15 protein-coding genes are annotated in these 18,252 nt (G+C 56.2%); 6 read left to right on the plus strand and 9 right to left on the minus strand.

Going from position 1 to position 18,252, the window contains the following annotated elements; genetic code table 11:
* Window positions 1-14: 14 nt before the first annotated feature.
* Together AC4ICF_RS10350 and manA are read right to left on the minus strand one after the other, a co-directional pair.
* Window positions 15-1,565 carry a YdgA family protein gene (locus AC4ICF_RS10350; RefSeq protein WP_316378993.1) on the minus strand — a complete coding sequence of 517 codons (1,551 nt, stop codon included), beginning with the start codon at window positions 1,563-1,565 and terminating at the stop codon, window positions 15-17.
* Between the two features lie 99 nt (window positions 1,566-1,664).
* Window positions 1,665-2,840, minus strand: coding sequence for a mannose-6-phosphate isomerase (gene manA, locus AC4ICF_RS10355; protein ID WP_316378994.1), 1,176 nt, complete (start codon window positions 2,838-2,840; stop codon window positions 1,665-1,667).
* A gap of 199 nt (window positions 2,841-3,039) precedes the next feature.
* On the opposite strand from manA, the gene fumA reads away from it, so the two are divergent.
* Together fumA and fumC are read left to right on the plus strand one after the other, a co-directional pair.
* Complete coding sequence (fumA, locus tag AC4ICF_RS10360; RefSeq protein WP_061715401.1) at window positions 3,040-4,686, plus strand: class I fumarate hydratase FumA; 1,647 nt, start codon at window positions 3,040-3,042, stop codon at window positions 4,684-4,686.
* A gap of 139 nt (window positions 4,687-4,825) precedes the next feature.
* The gene (gene fumC / locus AC4ICF_RS10365; RefSeq protein WP_316378995.1) at window positions 4,826-6,220 is read left to right on the plus strand and encodes a class II fumarate hydratase; all 1,395 of its coding nucleotides are present in this window, start codon (window positions 4,826-4,828) and stop codon (window positions 6,218-6,220) included.
* Here the strand turns inward: fumC and tus are convergent, their stop codons facing one another.
* The 4 genes from tus to rstA all read right to left on the minus strand — a co-directional run bounded on the left by tus (window position 6,221) and on the right by rstA (window position 9,801).
* Complete coding sequence (tus, locus tag AC4ICF_RS10370) at window positions 6,221-7,150, minus strand: DNA replication terminus site-binding protein (RefSeq protein WP_316378996.1); 930 nt, start codon at window positions 7,148-7,150, stop codon at window positions 6,221-6,223. It lies immediately after the preceding gene.
* A gap of 73 nt (window positions 7,151-7,223) precedes the next feature.
* Window positions 7,224-8,522: a two-component system sensor histidine kinase RstB gene (gene rstB, locus AC4ICF_RS10375; protein WP_316378997.1), complete on the minus strand. Its 1,299-nt coding sequence runs from the start codon at window positions 8,520-8,522 to the stop codon at window positions 7,224-7,226.
* A 75-nt stretch (window positions 8,523-8,597) separates the two neighbouring features.
* Window positions 8,598-8,858 (minus strand): hypothetical protein, encoded by a 261-nt coding sequence (locus AC4ICF_RS10380; protein ID WP_316378998.1) that lies wholly within the window; start codon window positions 8,856-8,858, stop codon window positions 8,598-8,600.
* 226 nt (window positions 8,859-9,084) lie between these two features.
* Window positions 9,085-9,801 carry a two-component system response regulator RstA gene (gene rstA, locus AC4ICF_RS10385; RefSeq protein ID WP_116340319.1) on the minus strand — a complete coding sequence of 239 codons (717 nt, stop codon included), beginning with the start codon at window positions 9,799-9,801 and terminating at the stop codon, window positions 9,085-9,087.
* Window positions 9,802-9,929: 128 nt separating this feature from the next.
* Between rstA and AC4ICF_RS10390 the strand changes: the two genes are divergently transcribed.
* Entirely contained in the window at window positions 9,930-10,265 is a 336-nt protein-coding gene (locus AC4ICF_RS10390) for a GlpM family protein (protein WP_316378999.1), read from the plus strand.
* On the opposite strand, the gene folM is transcribed toward AC4ICF_RS10390, so the two are convergent.
* The 3 genes from folM to ydgH all read right to left on the minus strand — a co-directional run bounded on the left by folM (window position 10,262) and on the right by ydgH (window position 13,536).
* Window positions 10,262-10,984, minus strand: a complete 723-nt coding sequence (gene folM / locus AC4ICF_RS10395) for a dihydromonapterin reductase (RefSeq protein WP_061098394.1) — start codon at window positions 10,982-10,984, stop codon at window positions 10,262-10,264. The two genes, AC4ICF_RS10390 and folM, sit on opposite strands and share 4 nt — an antisense overlap.
* Before the next feature lie 39 nt (window positions 10,985-11,023).
* Window positions 11,024-12,406 (minus strand): amino acid permease, encoded by a 1,383-nt coding sequence (locus AC4ICF_RS10400; RefSeq protein WP_116340315.1) that lies wholly within the window; start codon window positions 12,404-12,406, stop codon window positions 11,024-11,026.
* A gap of 185 nt (window positions 12,407-12,591) precedes the next feature.
* Window positions 12,592-13,536: a DUF1471 family protein YdgH gene (gene ydgH / locus AC4ICF_RS10405; RefSeq protein WP_316379000.1), complete on the minus strand. Its 945-nt coding sequence runs from the start codon at window positions 13,534-13,536 to the stop codon at window positions 12,592-12,594.
* A 535-nt stretch (window positions 13,537-14,071) separates the two neighbouring features.
* Between ydgH and pntA the strand changes: the two genes are divergently transcribed.
* From pntA to AC4ICF_RS10420, 3 genes are all read left to right on the plus strand, one after another.
* A complete protein-coding gene (gene pntA / locus AC4ICF_RS10410; protein ID WP_163329068.1) occupies window positions 14,072-15,601 on the plus strand; it encodes a Re/Si-specific NAD(P)(+) transhydrogenase subunit alpha in 1,530 nt (509 codons plus the stop codon).
* A gap of 10 nt (window positions 15,602-15,611) precedes the next feature.
* Window positions 15,612-17,000 carry a Re/Si-specific NAD(P)(+) transhydrogenase subunit beta gene (gene pntB, locus AC4ICF_RS10415; protein ID WP_163329070.1) on the plus strand — a complete coding sequence of 463 codons (1,389 nt, stop codon included), beginning with the start codon at window positions 15,612-15,614 and terminating at the stop codon, window positions 16,998-17,000.
* Window positions 17,001-17,106: 106 nt separating this feature from the next.
* Window positions 17,107-18,216: a mechanosensitive ion channel family protein gene (locus AC4ICF_RS10420; protein WP_316379001.1), complete on the plus strand. Its 1,110-nt coding sequence runs from the start codon at window positions 17,107-17,109 to the stop codon at window positions 18,214-18,216.
* Window positions 18,217-18,252: the final 36 nt, after the last annotated feature.

The following is an 18,252-nucleotide window of genomic DNA, read 5'->3' on the forward strand; positions in this document are numbered from 1 at the left end:
AGGGGTTTTGTTGTTTACTGCTGCGGTGCCGCCGGGTCGGCTGGCGCTGCCGGTTCAGCCGGTTCAGCCGGTTCAGCCGGTTCCGGCATCCCCAGCGTCGGCATACCAAACATGCCGACAAACTCTTCCAGTGGCATTTTGTCGCCATTGAGCGTGACCTGGCCGTTGGCGTACTGCAGGCTGGTAGAAATCGTGTTGTTATCCACCTTCGTGATGCGGAACATCTGGCCCATAGCCGCCAGACCTTTCACCTGCTGGTTCGCCAGCTTGCCGGCATCTTCATCGCCGTAGCCTTCCAGCTTCGCAATCTGGGTCATAAACTCGGTCGCCATATCCATCGGGATGGTTAGCTTGCTGTCGAGCGACTTCACGCTACGATCCACTTCCTGCGCCAGCGTCTGCGGTTCACCCGTTGCGGCTGCAGGATCTTTCAGGAACAGCGACAGGTTAAAGCTGGTTTCGCCTTTGCTGTTTTTCCAGCTCAGCGGCGCAACGGTGACCACCGGCTCGCCTTTCAGCAGGATCGGCAGGTTATTGAACAGCACCGCCATCGCCTGCTGCTGGTACACCTCAGGGTTCTGCTGCAGCGCGGCGTCGGTCAGCAGCGCCTGGCTCTCTTTGCTGTATTTCTGGCTAAACTCGTGCCACGCCTGACCGTCGATATTGCCGATCTTCAGCGACAGCTTGCCGGTGCCCAGATCCTGATTCTGCACTTTCAGGCTCTTCAGGGTGTAATCCAGCTGGGTGTTGATGCTCTTACCGTCTTTAGATACGTCGGATTTACCGTTAACGTCCATGCCTTCCAGCACGGCCATCTCTTTCCCTTCAATTGCGATAGCAATCTTATCAACGGAGAGCTTCTGGTCGCCGATACGCTCTTTAAAGTCGGTCATACGGCTGTTGCCGTCGGCTTTCAGGTTGTTGAAGGTGAGCTGAACCTTCTGATTATATTCGTTCACGGCGTTGACCAGGCCACTTTCCGCTTCACCCGTCATGGAGAAGACGTTGCCATCCCGATCTGCATCAAGTTTGAAATGACCGCCGCTGAAGGCGACTTTCTCGTTCTCTTTCTCGTAGTTCAGCGCTTTCAGCGCGATATCAGAGCTGGTATCACCGGAGTAGCTAATACGGGTATTAATGTCGAAAGGTGACTCATTCTTTGCCAGGTCAAACAGCGGTTTAGTGACGTCGTTATTCACCAGCACGGTATGAACGGACGCCATGGACGGGATCAGGTTAAACGACTTCAGCTGCGCCAGCGGCAGCGGACCGTGGCTTACCACTTCATCCAGCACCACGCTCTGGCCCGGCTTCAGCCAGCCGTTTGCCGCACCGGCCACCGGCTTCACCATCAGCTGCATACGGCTGGTAAACACGCCGCGCTGATAGTTCTGATAGCTCAGCTCCAGACCCGCCTCCGGCGCGCTGCGCTTAATTTCTCCGTTAGCCTGCGCCACCATCTCAGCCAGACGGCTTTCCAGCTGTTTCCCGGTAAACCAGGAGGCACCCGTCCAGACCACGCCTAACGCTACAATCACTCCAACCGCTACGACCGATTTTTTCATTGCGACTATCCCTAAAATGAAACCAGGCGGTAAAAACCGCCCGGAGATATTAAGCCTGCAACTAGCTTAGCAAGAGTTGTTAAAAAATTCAGTAAGTGCTTAAAGCTTATTAAAAACGCGCGCCAGGCGACCGGCGCCGCTTACGCTAACCGGAGACTCATTGGCTGCAACGAATGCTGACTCACCGGGCTTAAGCACCAGACGCTGTTCGCCTTTATGCAGCGTCGCTTCGCCCTCCACGCAGAACAGGATCGCCGCGCTCTCCTGCGCAATGGCGGTTTCGGCCTGGCTCAGGTCGTGCAGAGAAAACGCAAAATCCTCAACCGGAATCGGGAAGTCCAGCTCTGCGCCGTTTTTCACCGGCTGAGTCAGCAGCTCCGCGGCAGGCTTCGCCACAAACTTCACGTTGGCAACCAGCTCAGGGATGTCGATGTATTTCGGCGTCAGACCCGCGCGCAGCACGTTGTCGGAGTTGGCCATCACCTCCAGTGCCACGCCCTGCAGATAGGCGTGCGGGGTTTCGGCGAACAGGAACATCGCTTCGCCCGGGTTCAGCTTCACCACGTTCAGCAGCAGAGGGGAGAACAGGCCGCTGTCGTCCGGGTAGAATTCGGAAATCAAGCGGATGGTCTCCCACGGCTCACCCTGCTGGCTGTCCAGGGCCGCTTTCAGCACCGCCAGCGCGTGAGATTTCTCTTCACCCTGCATATTCAGCAGGCTGGCGAACAGCTGGCTCAGCGCGTCTGCGTTCGGGTTTTCGAGGAAGTGGGCGATAGCCTTGTTGGCACCCGCGACCGGCTGCAGCAGGGAGATAATCTCTGAAAACTCGCGGAACGCGTTCATCGCCAGGAACGGGGTCAGCGCAAACACCAGCTCCGGCTTGTGGTTAGGATCTTTGTAGTTACGCTCTGCGGCGTCTAACGGGATACCCGCCGCGTTCTCTTTCGCGAAGCCAATTTCAGAGGCTTTCTTGTTCGGGTGAACCTGGATCGAGAGCGGCTGGTCGGCGCACAGCACCTTAAACAGGAACGGCAATTCGCCGAAGCGTTGAGCCACCTTGTCGCCCAGCAGCGCGGCTTTATCGGCATCAATCACGTCACGCAGGCTGCGAACCTGGCCGCTGGCGTCTTCAATTTTTGAGCTGCTCTTCGGGTGCGCCCCCATCCACAGTTCCGCCATCGGCAGGTTGTTCGGGTTCGCGATACCGTAGAGATCCGTTAACGCAGTTTTACTTCCCCAGGCGTAGTTTTGCACTGAGTTAATGAGTTTTTGCATTATCAAGCCCTGATTCAAATGTGGAATTAACTCCGGGTATTAAAGCAATAAACCACGTGGAAGTAACCTGTGGATGTAAAAAGTCGTACTAGTCTCAGTTTTTGTTAAAAAATTGTGTAGGATAAGCTGACTCGCTTTTAAGCCGGGCAGCGGAACATCTGCCCTGAATAAACAGACCGAAGCAGTAAGTGAGAGAACAATGTCGAATAAACCCTTCCATTATCAGGATCCTTTCCCCCTCAGCAAGGATCAGACCGAGTATTACCTGTTAACCCGCGATCACGTCTCCGTCTCTGAGTTTGAAGGACAAGAGATCCTCAAGGTGGATCCGCAGGCGCTGACGCTGCTGGCGCAGCATGCTTTCCACGACGCCTCGTTTATGCTCCGTCCTGCGCACCAGCAGCAGGTTGCCGATATCCTGAGCGACCCGCAGGCCAGCGAGAACGATAAATACGTTGCCCTGCAGTTCCTTCGTAACTCAGACATCGCGGCGAAAGGCATTCTGCCAACCTGCCAGGACACCGGCACGGCGATCATCGTCGGTAAAAAAGGCCAGCGCGTCTGGACCGGCGGCGGTGATGAAGCGGCGCTGGCGCATGGCGTCTACAACACCTACACCGAAGACAACCTGCGCTATTCGCAAAACGCGGCGCTGGATATGTACAAAGAGGTCAACACCGGCACCAACCTGCCCGCGCAGATCGATCTCTACAGCGTCGACGGTGACGAGTACAAATTTCTCTGTATCGCCAAAGGCGGCGGCTCAGCCAACAAAACCTATCTCTACCAGGAAACCAAAGCGCTGCTCACCCCGGGCAAGCTGAAGAACTACCTGGTTGAGAAGATGCGCACCCTCGGCACCGCGGCGTGCCCGCCGTACCATATTGCCTTCGTGATCGGCGGTACCTCGGCGGAAAGCACGCTGAAAACCGTCAAGCTGGCCTCAACCAAATACTATGACGGCCTGCCTACCGAAGGTAACGAGCACGGCCAGGCATTCCGCGACGTGCAGCTTGAGCAGGAGCTGCTGGAAGAGGCGCGTAATCTGGGCCTCGGCGCGCAGTTTGGCGGCAAATACTTTGCCCACGACGTACGCGTGATCCGTTTGCCGCGTCACGGCGCATCCTGTCCGGTCGGGATGGGCGTCTCCTGTTCTGCAGATCGCAACATCAAGGCCAAGATCAACCGCGAAGGCGTGTGGATCGAAAAACTGGAAAACAACCCGGGCAAATACATCCCGGAAGAGCTGCGTAAAGCGGGTGAGGGTGAAGCGGTTCGCGTTGACCTGAACCGTCCGATGAAAGAGATTCTGGCGCAGCTTTCGCAGTACCCGGTCTCGACCCGCCTCTCCCTGAACGGCACGATTATCGTGGGCCGCGACATCGCGCACGCGAAGCTCAAAGAGCGTCTGGACAACGGTGAAGGGCTGCCGCAGTACATTAAAGATCACCCGATCTACTACGCGGGCCCGGCGAAAACGCCTGAAGGCTACGCCTCTGGCTCGTTAGGCCCGACCACGGCAGGGCGTATGGACTCGTACGTTGACCAGCTGCAGGCCAACGGCGGCAGCATGATCATGCTGGCGAAAGGCAACCGCAGCCAGCAGGTGACGGACGCCTGCCACAAGCACGGCGGCTTCTACCTCGGCAGCATCGGCGGCCCGGCGGCGGTACTGGCCCAGGGCAGCATCAAGAGCCTGGAGTGTGTGGAGTACCCTGAGCTGGGTATGGAAGCGATCTGGAAAATCGAAGTAGAAGACTTCCCGGCGTTTATCCTCGTGGATGACAAAGGTAACGACTTCTTCAAGCAGATCCAGTCCTCCCAGTGTTCGGCGTGCGTGAAGTAATTCTGTAAATTGTCGGGTGGCGCCAGCGCCACCCGACACCAAAAAGAGCGCACAAAGCGCCATATCGTTTCCCAGAAGTCATCAATACTTATCCCTTAAGCATGTGAGCAATCCCTCTTTTGTTATCAAGGAGAAAGTAATGACAACGGTACGCCATGAGAAAGATTCTATGGGCGCAATCGCGGTTCCGGCCGACAAGCTGTGGGGCGCGCAAACCCAGCGTTCGCTGGAGCACTTCCGTATTTCGACCGAAAAAATGCCCGTCTCGCTGATTCAGGCGCTGGCGCTCACCAAACGCGCCGCCGCGAGAGTGAACCAGGATTTGGGCCTGCTGGACGCCGATAAAGCCACCGCTATCATCAACGCCGCCGACGAAGTGCTGGCGGGCAAGCATCCCGACGAATTCCCCCTCGCTATCTGGCAGACCGGTTCCGGCACCCAGAGCAACATGAACATGAACGAAGTGCTGGCGAACCGGGCCAGCGAACTGCTGGGGGGCGTGCGCGGCATGGAGCGTAAGGTCCACCCGAACGATGACGTCAACAAAAGCCAGAGCTCTAACGACGTCTTCCCGACGGCGATGCACGTGGCGGCGGTAATCGCCATTCGCGAGCAGCTGATCCCGCAGCTCAACGTGCTGAAATCCACGCTTAACGAGAAAGCGCAGGCCTTCCGCGACATCGTCAAAATTGGCCGTACGCACCTGCAGGACGCCACGCCGCTGACCCTCGGCCAGGAGATTTCCGGCTGGGTGGCGATGCTGGAGCACAATCTGAAGCATATCGAGAACAGCCTGCCGCACCTGGCGGAGCTGGCGCTCGGCGGGACGGCGGTCGGCACCGGGTTAAATACCCACCCCGAATACGCGGTACGCGTGGCGGAAGAGCTGGCAAGCATTACCGGACAGCCGTTCGTCACGGCGCCCAACAAGTTCGAAGCGCTGGCGACCTGCGATGCGCTGGTCCATACCCACGGCGCGCTGAAGGGGCTGGCGGCCTCGCTGATGAAAATTGCCAACGACGTGCGCTGGCTGGCTTCCGGTCCGCGCTGCGGCATCGGCGAAATCAGCATTCCGGAAAACGAGCCGGGCAGCTCTATCATGCCGGGTAAAGTGAACCCGACCCAGTGCGAAGCCATGACCATGCTCTGTTGTCAGGTGATGGGCAACGACGTGGCCGTCAACATGGGCGGAGCGTCCGGCAACTTTGAGCTGAACGTCTATCGCCCGATGGTGATCCACAACGTGCTGCAATCTGTTCGTCTGCTGGCGGACGGGATGGAGAGCTTTAACGAACACTGTGCGGTAGGGATTGAGCCTAACCGCGAACGTATCAGCCAGTTGCTCAATGAATCCCTGATGCTGGTGACTGCACTCAATACCCATATCGGCTATGACAAAGCCGCGGAGATCGCTAAAAAAGCGCATAAAGAGGGGCTGACGCTGAAAGCCTCCGCCCTGGCGCTGGGCTATCTCACGGAGGCGGAGTTTGACGCCTGGGTTCGTCCGGAAGCGATGGTCGGCAGCCTGAAATAATCATCCCGCCACGTACAGGTGCAGCCGCGGAATAATCAGCTGTAGCGGCTGCGCCTGAGGTCTGTAACGGTGCTGAACATTTTCAGCATCGTAATTCAGCAGTTCCCCAATATCGGGCACCACCGCGCCCTGGTCGGCATCGTAAAGCGCAATCAGCGGCGTCGGGCAGGCATACTGCACCTGCTTTTGCTGACCGGAATACCAGACTCGGGCGATAGGCTGCACCTTCACCGGCCGCTTTATCTTGAGGCGCGTATCCGCCGGAAGCGAGGCGATGCTGTGGTACTCCTGCTCCAGGCGCTCAATCCACTGTTCACGCGACCACGGCGCGACGGTGCGCGGCGTCTTCAGGCTTTTTTCCAGCTGCGCCAGAATCTCATCCCGGGTGAAGTTTTTAATGATGTGTTTATTCGCCCAGCCGAAGCGCAGCGTGGCGGGGTGACGCAGTACCGTCAGGGTTCGGTAGGCATTCAGAGTAATCAGCCCCGGAAGCTGGCGGTGCACCCACTCAAACCGCGCGGCAGGCGCGAGGCCGGACTCTTCGGTGATGATCTTTTCAAAGGCCGCTTTTAGGGTGTTGATATGCGTAATCTGGCTTTCCAGCGCTTCACGCGTTATCGCATCGGTTTGCAGACAGATGACGCCCGGCAGGCGCACGGCGGCCTTACTGCTGCGGTTTTCTGACTGCTGCTGGATAAACAGGCGACGATAGTGCTTCAGTGCCCGTTCAAGAGCGGCATTGCAGATGTGCTGTTCGACCTCGATGGCATCCAGCGGATCGTGCTCGGCCCCTTTAGCCACATCGGGCAGGGTAAAGACGCGCGCGGCCAGCAGACGGCAGGCCTGCAAGCGCTCGGTCAGGGTCAGTAGCTCATGTTCTATTTCCCGAAACGTGCTGTTCAGCCGTTCGATGAGATCGTAAGTTGCCATAAATACCCTCATTAGTTACAACATACTTATCATATAGCACAGCACGCCGGGTCAGGCCAGCGTGCTGGTGAGGTCAGGCAGGAACGGGAAGGGCGATGTTATGGTACACCGGCCAGCTAAAACAGAAGCGCGCGCCGCCGAGCTCGCTCTCCTCGCAATGCACCGTGCCCCCCATCGCCTGCGCGATTGAGTAAACAATTGCCAGCCCCAGGCCGCATCCACCGGTGGCGCGATCGCGGCTGGGGTCGAGGCGGACAAACGGTTCAAACACGGTTTCTCGCGCTTCCGGGGCAATTCCCGGTCCGTCGTCCTCCACCGTCAGGCTGGCCCGGTTGCCCTGCAAATCCAGGCCAATCTGGAGCGTACTCTCGCTGTAGCGCATGGCGTTGTTCATCAGGTTGTCCAGCACGCGCTCCATCAGGCGCATATCGAGCGCGCCGTAATCACCCGGCGTGACGCGCGTCAACAGCGTGCGCTGCGGGTTTACGCTCTGAACATCATCAATGTGGGTTTGCAGCCAGGCGGGCAGGTCCGGCGTGCTGAGGTTTAGCTCGTTCTGCGGACGATCGAGACGCGCGTAGGTCAGAAGCTCCTCAATCAGCGCTTCAAGCTGGCCAATGTCGCGGTTCAGGGCCTGAGACTCCGCTTCCGTCAGATTTTCGCTCATCTCCAGACGGTAGCGCAGGCGAACCAGCGGCGTGCGCAGCTCGTGCGCAATTCCGTCGATCAGCTGCTTTTTACTGGCGATCAGGGCATTGATGTTATCAGCCATCTGGTTAAAGGCCACGCCAAGACGCTCAAAGCTGGAACCGCTGTCGAAGTGAATGCGCTCGGTAAAATGCCCCTCGCCAAAACGCTGCGCGGCGGACTCCAGCTTCAGCATGTCCTGCCAGTGGGGGCGCATCCAGATAAAGACCGGAAACGCGAGTGAAATGGCGATAAAGGCCATCAGCGCCATATCCAGCAGACGCATCTGGTGCAGATAATAGAGATAGGGCACCGGCCCGACGGCCAGCACGTAATGGCTGCGCGGGATGCGCTGGATAAAGGTGTATTTCTCATCCAGCGCGACGATATCCCCGTCGCGCAGGCGCTGCATCGCGGGTGTATCCAAATCGAAATCTTTTAACGGCTCGATGCGTAAATCAAATGACAGGTTCAGATCGAGCTCTTTGAGGGTTTTTGCCCAGTCGTGCGGCGGGATCTCTCTCAGCTCGCTGCGCATCAGATACAGCGAGCTTTTCATCAGATCGTCCAGCGACTGCCTGCCCGCACGTTCGGCGGTGAACTTATAGACCAGCCCGACCAGCATGGTCATCACCAGGAAGCAGACAAACAGCAAAAGATAAAACTGCACAAACAGCTTTTTCATTGGATCTCACCGAAAAAACGCTTTGTGCAGAATATACATGAAAACCCGTCGATATTTTCATGTCTGTGAAGCGTGTTACATGGCTTTCGCGCTGTTTTTTAACCTGGCGATGAGTGTTTCCGTTACGGCCAGGCCTTCCGCAATGTGCGGTTCAATCACGGCGGTCCCAAATTCGTTAATTAAATCCAGAAGAATTTCGTAAAACTGGATGAGTTCAAGGAGATCAATGAGCGCTTTTTGATCGGCGCGTGAGAGGGAGGAATGGCTAAGCGCAGCCTGATTAACAATCCATTCAAGATTGGTTTTGATGGCTTCGACTTCGTGGTAGCTATACATAGTTCATGGGCTTAAATCCTCATTTCAAGATTTTATGGGAGAAATGTGCTGAAAAGGTGTGGGTTTATAGCCGGCCCGGTGAGGCTTTAAGAAAAGAATGTAGGAATGTTAATTATGGATTAGTTCGCGGGCTTATCAAGTTAATTGTTGCGCAAACTGGCAAACTAACGCGCGAAAAAGGGGACATCGACGGGTAATGCCTTCATTTCGCGCACGTTATCTTTTATCAGGTTTCCCAGGCGTGCGGGGCAAACAGATACCCCTTATTACGCACGGTTTTAATGCGGTAGGGCTCGGTGGCGTTATCCTGCAATTTTTTGCGCAGACGCGAAATCGCTACGTCAACGCTGCGATCCATTCCGTCATAGCTCACGCCACGGAGGTTTTTCAGCAGCGCGTCGCGGTCCATGATTTGCCCGGCATGCGTTGCCAGCTCCCAAAGCAGGTCAAAGTCTGCGGTGGAGAGGGCGATAAGCTCGCCGGAAAGCAGGACCTGGCGGTTAACCGGGTCAATAGACAGCGTACCGAAGCGCATCGCTTTGTGAGGCGTCAGAGACGGTGCGGGCGCTTCGCGTTCGATACTGGCGTGCTGGCGCAAATGCAGGCGCAGGCGGGCCAGCAGGACGGCAGGCGGTGTGGTCTTCAGAATGTAATCATTGGCGCCCATCTCCAGCGACAGAATATGGTTCATATCGCTGTCCAGTGAGGTGAGCAGAACGATAGGGCCGTCCCAGCGGGCGCGCAGGTCACGGCAGAGCGTCATGCCGTCTTTGCCTGGCAGCATGATGTCCAGCAGCACTAAATCCGGATTTTCACGGACGACCACCTCTTCGGCACGATCGCCGCGAGGCTCAACAATGACGTCCATATCATGTTTACCCAGATAGGCGGCGATCAATTGCCCGACTTCGGGTTCGTCTTCAACATAAACAATCTTATTCATACAACGTCTGTTTTCGTGAAAAAAGCCAACATACACCGCGGAACCTTAACCTTCCATTAATCTTTCAAAATTAACGCCGCTTCCGTTATTCTGACGTCTATTGTTACTTGATTGTTATAGGGAAAAATATGGGGCTGGTGATCAAAGCCGCGCTGGGGGCGCTGGTGGTGTTATTGATTGGCATTCTGGCAAAAACCAAAAACTACTATATTGCCGGGCTGATCCCGCTGTTCCCGACCTTCGCGCTGATTGCCCACTATATTGTGGCTTCTGAACGGGGCACGGAGGCGTTACGTACGACCATTGTGTTTGGCATGTGGTCGATCATCCCATATTTTCTCTACCTGCTTTCTCTGTGGTATTTCACCGGTTTTCTGCGGCTTCCCCTGGCGCTGGGCGGGGCGGTGATCTGCTGGGCACTCAGCGCCTGGATGTTAATATCCTTCTGGAGCCGCTTTCACTAGCGCAGCGGGCGTCCACCGTCCACGGCAAAGGTTCTGCCGGTGACATAGCAGCTGGTGAGGAGGTAATCCACAAGGTCGATCACCTCTTTCTCGCCTGGGGCAATTTTCATCAGCGACTTATTCAGCGCCTGCTGGCGGTACTCCGCATCATCGTTTTCGTTAAACAAAATCATCGCCGGGGCGATGGCGTTCACCTTCACCTCGGGCGCAAGCTTGCGGGCAAAGGAGCGCGTCATGTTGTCCAGCGCGGCTTTACTGGCCGCATAAGCGATGTGCTTGTCGCTGCCGCGCTCAACCACATAATCGGTGAAGTGGATAATGTCACCCGCCGCATGGCCGTGACCGCGCAGCAGATCCTGCAGGGCGTGGTTAAGCAGATAAGGGGCGTTGACGTGGATCTGCAGCATGGCGGATAGCGTATCGCTGAGGGACGTGCCGGGCTTCTCTGCACACCAGGCGCTGGCGTTATGGATCACAGCGCGCAGCCCCGTCGCGGTGGATTTCACCTGCTCCGCAAAGGCCAGGATGCCTTCATCGGTGGAAAAATCAGCCTGAATGCAAACCGCTCCGGCTTTGCGCAACCCCTCAATCGACGGGTATTCCGTACGGTAGCTGACAATGACCGGATGGCGAAGGTTGAGAAAGTGATGGGCGAGGGCGAGGCCGATACGGCGGCCTCCACCGGTGATCAATATTGGGCGAAGCGGTGCATTTCCCATCGTATTCTCCTTTACAGTTCAACAATGGGAAAGACTGTGCTATCCCATTAACATCCAGGTTGCCGGTACGGCAGCAACCAGTAACAGCCCGATTAAGGCCATTTCACGGCGTTTCAGCGCGTTCTCCAGCTGATGCGTGCGGCGGGCGTAGATAAATACCAGCAGGCCCGGCGCATACAGCACTACCGACAGCAGCAGATGCATCGGCCCGGAAGCATACAACAACCACAGGCCGTAAATACAGGCCCCAACGCCCACGACATAGTGCGCCGGACGCGTGGCGATTTTTAACAAATACGCACCCACTAAGAAATAGGGTACCAGAATCATCTCGGAGGCGATGGTCAGCAGGGTGTTATAGTCTGAACCTGTGAGCCAGATCAGCACCAGGCAGACCTGAACGCTGATGTTGGTCAGCCAGAGTGAGGCTGATGGTGCATTATTTTTGTTTTGTCGGGCAAACAGGCGTGGAAACGCCTTGTGCGTCGCGGCCAGGAACGGCACTTCAGCCGCCATGATGGTCCAGCTCAGGTAAGCGCCGCAGACGGAGACGATCAGCCCTGCGGCAATCACCACGTCGCCCCAGGGGCCGAGCATTTTCACCATCAGGCCTGCCATCGACGGGTTACGCATTTCGGCCAGTTCAGGACGCGCCACCACGCCCAGCGACAGCAGCGTTACCAGCAGATACACGCCCAGCGCCGCCAGGACGGCCAGCAGCGTGGCGCGGCCCACATCGCGTTTATTACGCGCGCGGGCAGAAACCACCACCGCGCCTTCAACGCCGATAAACACCCACAGGGTAATCAGCATCGTGTTTTTCACCTGTTCCCAGACCGGAACGCCAAGCGCAATTCCGCTGAAATCAAGCGTAAACACGTCGAGACGGAACGCAATGAAGGCCAGCACGATGAACAGGCCAAGCGGCACCAGTTTCGCCAGCGTCGCTACCAGGTTGATGCTGGCGGCGGTCTGGACGCCGCGCAAAATCAGCCAGTGAACAATCCACAGCAGCGCCGAGGCGCCGACGATAGACTGCCAGGTATTGCCGTCGCCAAACAGGCGCAGCTCAGGGGTATCGGTAAAGAAACTGAGCGCCGAGAAGACAATCACCAGATAAGAGACGTTGGCGATGACCGCGCACAGCCAGTAGCCCCAGGCGGAGCAGAAGCCAATCAGCTCGCCAAAACCTTCACGTGCATAGGTGAAAATGCCGCCGTCCAGATCCGGGCGAACGCGGGTCAGCAGCAGCATGGCGAATGCCAGCAGCAATATCCCGACACCGGTAATGCCCCAGCCAATGAGCAGGGCGGCAGGGCTTGCAACGGCCGCCATGTTCTGCGGTAAACTGAATACGCCCGCACCCAGCATTGAGCTTAAAACGAGTGCAGTCAGAGCACTCAGGCCAAGTTTCTTTTCCATTGGCTTCCTGTTATGAAAAGTCCCAATCCAGAATAATTATTTCGCTAAGGCGCATAAAAATGGTGGATCACACTAAGGCGCGGGATTTTACGGAGTGTAACGAAAGCATGCAATGATGTGTGGCAGAAATTCGAAAAAAGTAACAAAAAAAGGCGGCATTGCGCCGCCTTTCGTCAACGATTTTGTTACTTGTACAGATCGGCGCTGATGGTCACGTTGTTGCCACGTTCCTGCCACTGGCGGGTGATGTGGTAATACTTCGCCCCTTTCTTCGCCGCACGCTTCGCGACCTGGTAGGAGACTTCCGTCATATTGCCGTAGTTGCCGGTGAACTTGATGCTGTCGAACGGCACCATTTGCGCGGCAGTGGCTTTGTTCAGCTCTTCAATTTTAGAGCCGTCCGGCAGCGTAACGGAGTAGCGGCCACCTTTCGTGGATTGTGTTTCAAAGAAACGGCCCACTTCAGCGCTTGGCGCCGCAGAGGTCGCGACGCCTGGAATTTCAACTTTCTTCGCTTCTTCGCCGCCTTTGGCTATCGCCGCGCGACCCGCTTCAGAATCCGCAGGGATGGCATCCGGGCTCTGCAGAACGCGTTTTTTCGCATCTTCTTTGTAGATGAATGCGGTAATGCGCTGGTTGCCACCCTGGTTAGCATCCACCTGACGCACGATATAGAAAGAGTAGGCACCTTTCTCTTTTGCGGCTTTGGTGATGGCATCGTTCACTTCAGGCTGGCTGCGATAGAAGCCCTGAACGGTAACGGTGTCGTAAGGTTCCAGCTCAATGGCCTGATCTTTCGGCAGCTCAACGATACCGTTGATCACGCGGTTTTTCGGTGCGTCAGCCTTTGGCGCATTATCTTTATATAGCGCAATGGTCACGCGCTGGTTACCGCTGTTGCCGTAATCGGACTGGTCAACAACGTAAAACGAGGCCGCCCCGTTTTTATCAGCGGCTTTTGATGCGGCGGCGACGGCATCGCCAATAGAATTATAACGACCCACAATGACCGTATGGTCAAAAGGTTTTAATGCTGCCGCTTGCTCCGGCGTTAACTCTGTTGCGGCATTCGCAGACAGGGCGGTCGCACAGAGAAGTGCGGACGCCAGGAGTGTGTTCTTAAGCTTCATAAAAATAATCCTTCGCCTTGCGCAAACCATGTACTGGTATTGTTGTTTATTTGAGACGGTCCCGATTATGGCATTTAAAACCCGTCGCTGTCTGCGCCATTTTTCACAGCCTGTGCTCACTGAATTACCGAATTCGATAACATTTAGTGATATGTTGAAAAAACAGGCGTTTGACAAGCAAAACTGATAAAGCATATGACTTTTACAAGTTAATTTAATGTTAATAACTTGTTCTCTTATGGCGCTATATCATGTTTTTACCGCTTCGCTTGCGCGATTTATCGGTTCTGGCGATGAATTTAAGGTAAATATCACTGTCAGTGACGCCGATCGCTTATTTTTCACAGATAAAGTAAGAAATAGTGTTTTCTGGCGGTAGATCACAAGCGCTATTTTCAGTAGGTTATAGACAGTTTGTTACTGTTTTATTTTGCGGGGGTACTCATTTCTCGTCGCTATCATACTGGCGAAAATTGATACAAACCGCGGGCATTTATCGACAAACCATCATCAAAAACCGATGGAAGGGAAAACTATGCGTATTGGGGTACCAAAAGAACGGTTAGCCAATGAAACCCGCGTAGCGGCAACACCGAAAACGGTGGAGCAACTGCTTAAGCTGGGTTTTACCGTCGCGGTTGAAAGCGGCGCAGGCAAACTGGCGAGTTTCGATGACGAGGCCTTTATTCAGGCTGGCGCAGAAGTGGTGGACGGTGCTGAAGTCTGGCAGTCTCCCGTGATTCTGAAGGTCAACGCGCCGGAAGAGAGCGAGATTGCGCTGCTGAATCCGGGAACAACGTTGGTGAGCTTCGTCTGGCCTGCACAAAATCCTGAACTGATGGAGAAGCTGGCGGCCCGTGGCGTGACCGTGATGGCGATGGACTCCGTGCCGCGTATTTCGCGCGCGCAGTCGCTGGATGCGCTCAGCTCCATGGCAAACATTGCCGGCTACCGCGCCATTGTCGAAGCCGCTCACGAATTTGGACGCTTCTTTACCGGTCAAATCACCGCGGCGGGGAAAGTCCCGCCGGCGAAAGTGATGGTGATTGGCGCGGGCGTGGCGGGTCTTGCTGCAATCGGTGCGGCAAACAGCCTGGGCGCTATCGTGCGCGCGTTCGACACCCGTCCCGAAGTGAAGGAACAGGTTCAGAGTATGGGGGCCGAATTCCTTGAGCTGGACTTTAAGGAAGAAGCGGGCAGCGGTGATGGCTATGCGAAGGTGATGTCAGAAGCCTTTATCAAAGCCGAAATGGAACTCTTTGCCGCGCAGGCGAAAGACGTCGACATTATTGTTACCACCGCGCTTATTCCGGGTAAACCCGCGCCGAAGCTGATCACCCGCGAGATGGTGGACTCCATGAAGCCGGGCAGCGTGATTGTCGACCTGGCGGCGCAAAACGGCGGTAACTGCGAGTATACCGTTGCCAATCAGGTGACCACGACCGCTAACGGCGTGAAGGTTATCGGCTATACCGATCTCCCTGGCCGCCTGCCAACCCAGTCTTCCCAGCTGTACGGTACCAACCTGGTTAACCTGCTGAAGCTGCTTTGCAAAGAGAAAGACGGCAACATCACCGTTGATTTTGATGACGTGGTGGTGCGCGGCGTCACCGTGGTACGCGAAGGTGAAATTACCTGGCCTGCGCCGCCTATTCAGGTTTCTGCTCAGCCTCAGGCGGCGCAGAAAGCGGCACCCGAGCCAAAAGAACCTGCTAAACCGGCTTCACCGTGGCGTAAATACGCCATCATGGCGCTGGTTATCATTCTGTTCGGCTGGTTGGCTGACGTTGCGCCGAAAGAGTTCCTCGGCCACTTTACCGTCTTCGCACTCTCCTGCGTCGTAGGTTATTACGTGGTGTGGAACGTCTCCCACGCGCTGCATACGCCGCTGATGTCGGTCACTAACGCCATCTCGGGGATCATCGTAGTGGGGGCGTTACTGCAGATTGGACACGGCGGCTGGATCAGCTTCCTGAGCTTTATCGCGGTGCTGATCGCCAGTATCAATATTTTCGGTGGTTTCACCGTGACTCAGCGCATGCTGAAAATGTTTCGTAAAGGCTAAGGGGTAGCATATGTCTGGAGGATTAGTCACAGCCGCATACATTGTTGCTGCAATCCTGTTTATTTTCAGTCTGGCGGGGCTTTCCAAACACGAAACGTCTCAGCAGGGAAATAACTTTGGTATCGCCGGGATGGCGATTGCGCTGATTGCCACCATCTTCGGGCCGGATACCGGCAACGTGGCGTGGATCCTGGTGGCGATGATCATCGGCGGCGCGATTGGTATTCGCCTGGCGAAGCGCGTTGAAATGACCGAGATGCCTGAGCTGGTGGCGATTCTGCACAGCTTCGTGGGGCTGGCGGCGGTGCTGGTGGGCTTCAACAGCTACCTGTATCACGAACCGGGCATGGAACCGATTCTGGTCAACATTCATCTGACCGAAGTGTTCCTCGGCATTTTCATCGGTGCAGTGACCTTCACCGGTTCTATCGTGGCGTTCGGCAAGCTGCGCGGTAAGATCTCTTCTAAACCGCTGATGCTGCCTAACCGTCACAAGCTGAACCTGGCGGCGCTGGTGGTGTCGTTTGTGCTGCTGGTGGTCTTCGTGCGTACCGAAAGCGTGGGCCTGCAGGTGCTGGCGTTGCTGGTGATGACCATCATCGCGCTGGCGTTCGGCTGGCATCTGGTGGCGTCCATCGGCGGTGCGGATATGCCGGTGGTTGTCTCAATGCTGAACTCCTACTCCGGTTGGGCAGCGGCGGCGGCGGGCTTTATGCTGAGCAACGACCTGCTGATCGTCACCGGTGCGCTGGTGGGTTCTTCCGGTGCGATCCTGTCTTACATCATGTGTAAGGCGATGAACCGCTCGTTCATCAGCGTTATCGCCGGTGGTTTCGGGACCGATGGGTCTTCTTCCAGTGCGGATGAAGAAGTGGGTGAGCACCGTGAAATTTCTGCGGAAGATACCGCAGAGATGCTGAAAAACTCGCATTCCGTGATCATCACCCCGGGCTACGGCATGGCGGTGGCACAGGCGCAGTATCCGGTGGCGGAAATCACCGAGAAGCTGCGCGCGCGAGGCATCAAGGTTCGCTTTGGTATTCATCCGGTGGCAGGGCGTCTGCCGGGCCACATGAACGTGCTGCTGGCGGAAGCGAAAGTGCCTTACGACATCGTGCTGGAAATGGATGAGATCAACGATGATTTCGCCGACACCGACACCGTGCTGGTCATTGGCGCCAACGACACCGTTAACCCTGCTGCACAGGACGATCCGGGTAGCCCAATCGCCGGGATGCCGGTTCTGGAAGTGTGGAAGGCGCAGAACGTCATTGTCTTCAAGCGTTCCATGAACACCGGCTATGCCGGGGTACAGAACCCGCTGTTCTTCAAAGAGAACACCCACATGCTGTTTGGCGACGCCAAGGCCAGCGTGGATGCGATTCTGAAAGCGCTGTAATTCGCTTTCTCCTGACAAACCGCCCTTAGGGGCGGTTTTCTTATTTCTGCGGTCAGCTTTTCTCCTCTGTCTATACTTTACCCTTTGTGTAATACGAGGAGGTGTAATGCAATTTCTGTCCCGCTTCGACTTCATCGCGTTGATGATGACGCCGACATTCTGGATAGGCGCCGCCACGGTTGTCTTTGTGACGCTGCTGGTGTACTGGCTGCTGACGCGCCTGATCGCGTTCGTTAAGAAAGGCATCACCACCTGGGGCGACAAGCACCCGGCCACCAACCGGATGCGTTTTATCCTGACGGATATGCTTAACCGCACCAGCCGTTTCCTGCTGTTTGTGGTGGCACTGCTCCTCAGCCTGCGTTTCGTTGACCTGCCCGATCATCTTTTTGGCACCGTCAGCCACGCCTGGTTCCTGGTCTTCGCCATCCAGGTTGCGCTGTGGATGGATCAGGGGGTCGTGTCGTGGCTTCGTCACGTCATGCTGGCGCCGGGAAGCCATAAAAACCCGGTTACGCTGGTGATCACGGGGCTTATTCTCCGTGCCATCGTCTGGTCAGTGATGCTGCTGTCTATCCTTGCTAACGCGGGCGTCAACATCACTGCTCTGGTTGCCAGCCTTGGGGTAGGGGGTATTGCCATTGCCCTTGCCGTACAAACGATTCTGAGCGACGTGTTTGCCTCGCTTTCTATCGGCTTTGATAAACCGTTCGAAATTGGCGATTTCGTGGTGTTCAACGACGTGGCGGGGACGGTAGAGCACATTGGCCTGAAAACGACCCGTATCCGCAGCCTGAGCGGAGAGCAGATCGTCTGCGGCAACGCCATTTTGCTTCAGCAGACGCTTCACAACTACAAACGCATGCAGACGCGCCGCATCGTCTTTACCTTTGGCGTTGCCAGCGACACGCCGCCCGATAAGCTCCGCTACGTGGGGGATATGGTCAGGCAGATCATTACCGATGTCGGTGAGACAAAATTTGATCGCGCCCATTTTCTCGGATTCGACCGCGACCGCCTGACGTTTGAAGTCGTCCATATTGTTAATACCGCGGATTACAACAAATACATGGACATCCAGCAGGAGATCAATATCCGTATTCTTGAAGGGCTGAACGCCCAGGAGATTAAGCTGGCGCTGCCCAGCATGGTATTGCACGCGCCGTGGATGCAGGAGGAGTCAGGTGAACAGCCGAAGCCGGTAATGGAGAGCTGATGAGAAAAGCCCGCCGGAGCGGCGGGCTTTTAAATT

The organism is Enterobacter sp. ECC_219_Taxon_10 (assembly GCF_058354905.1).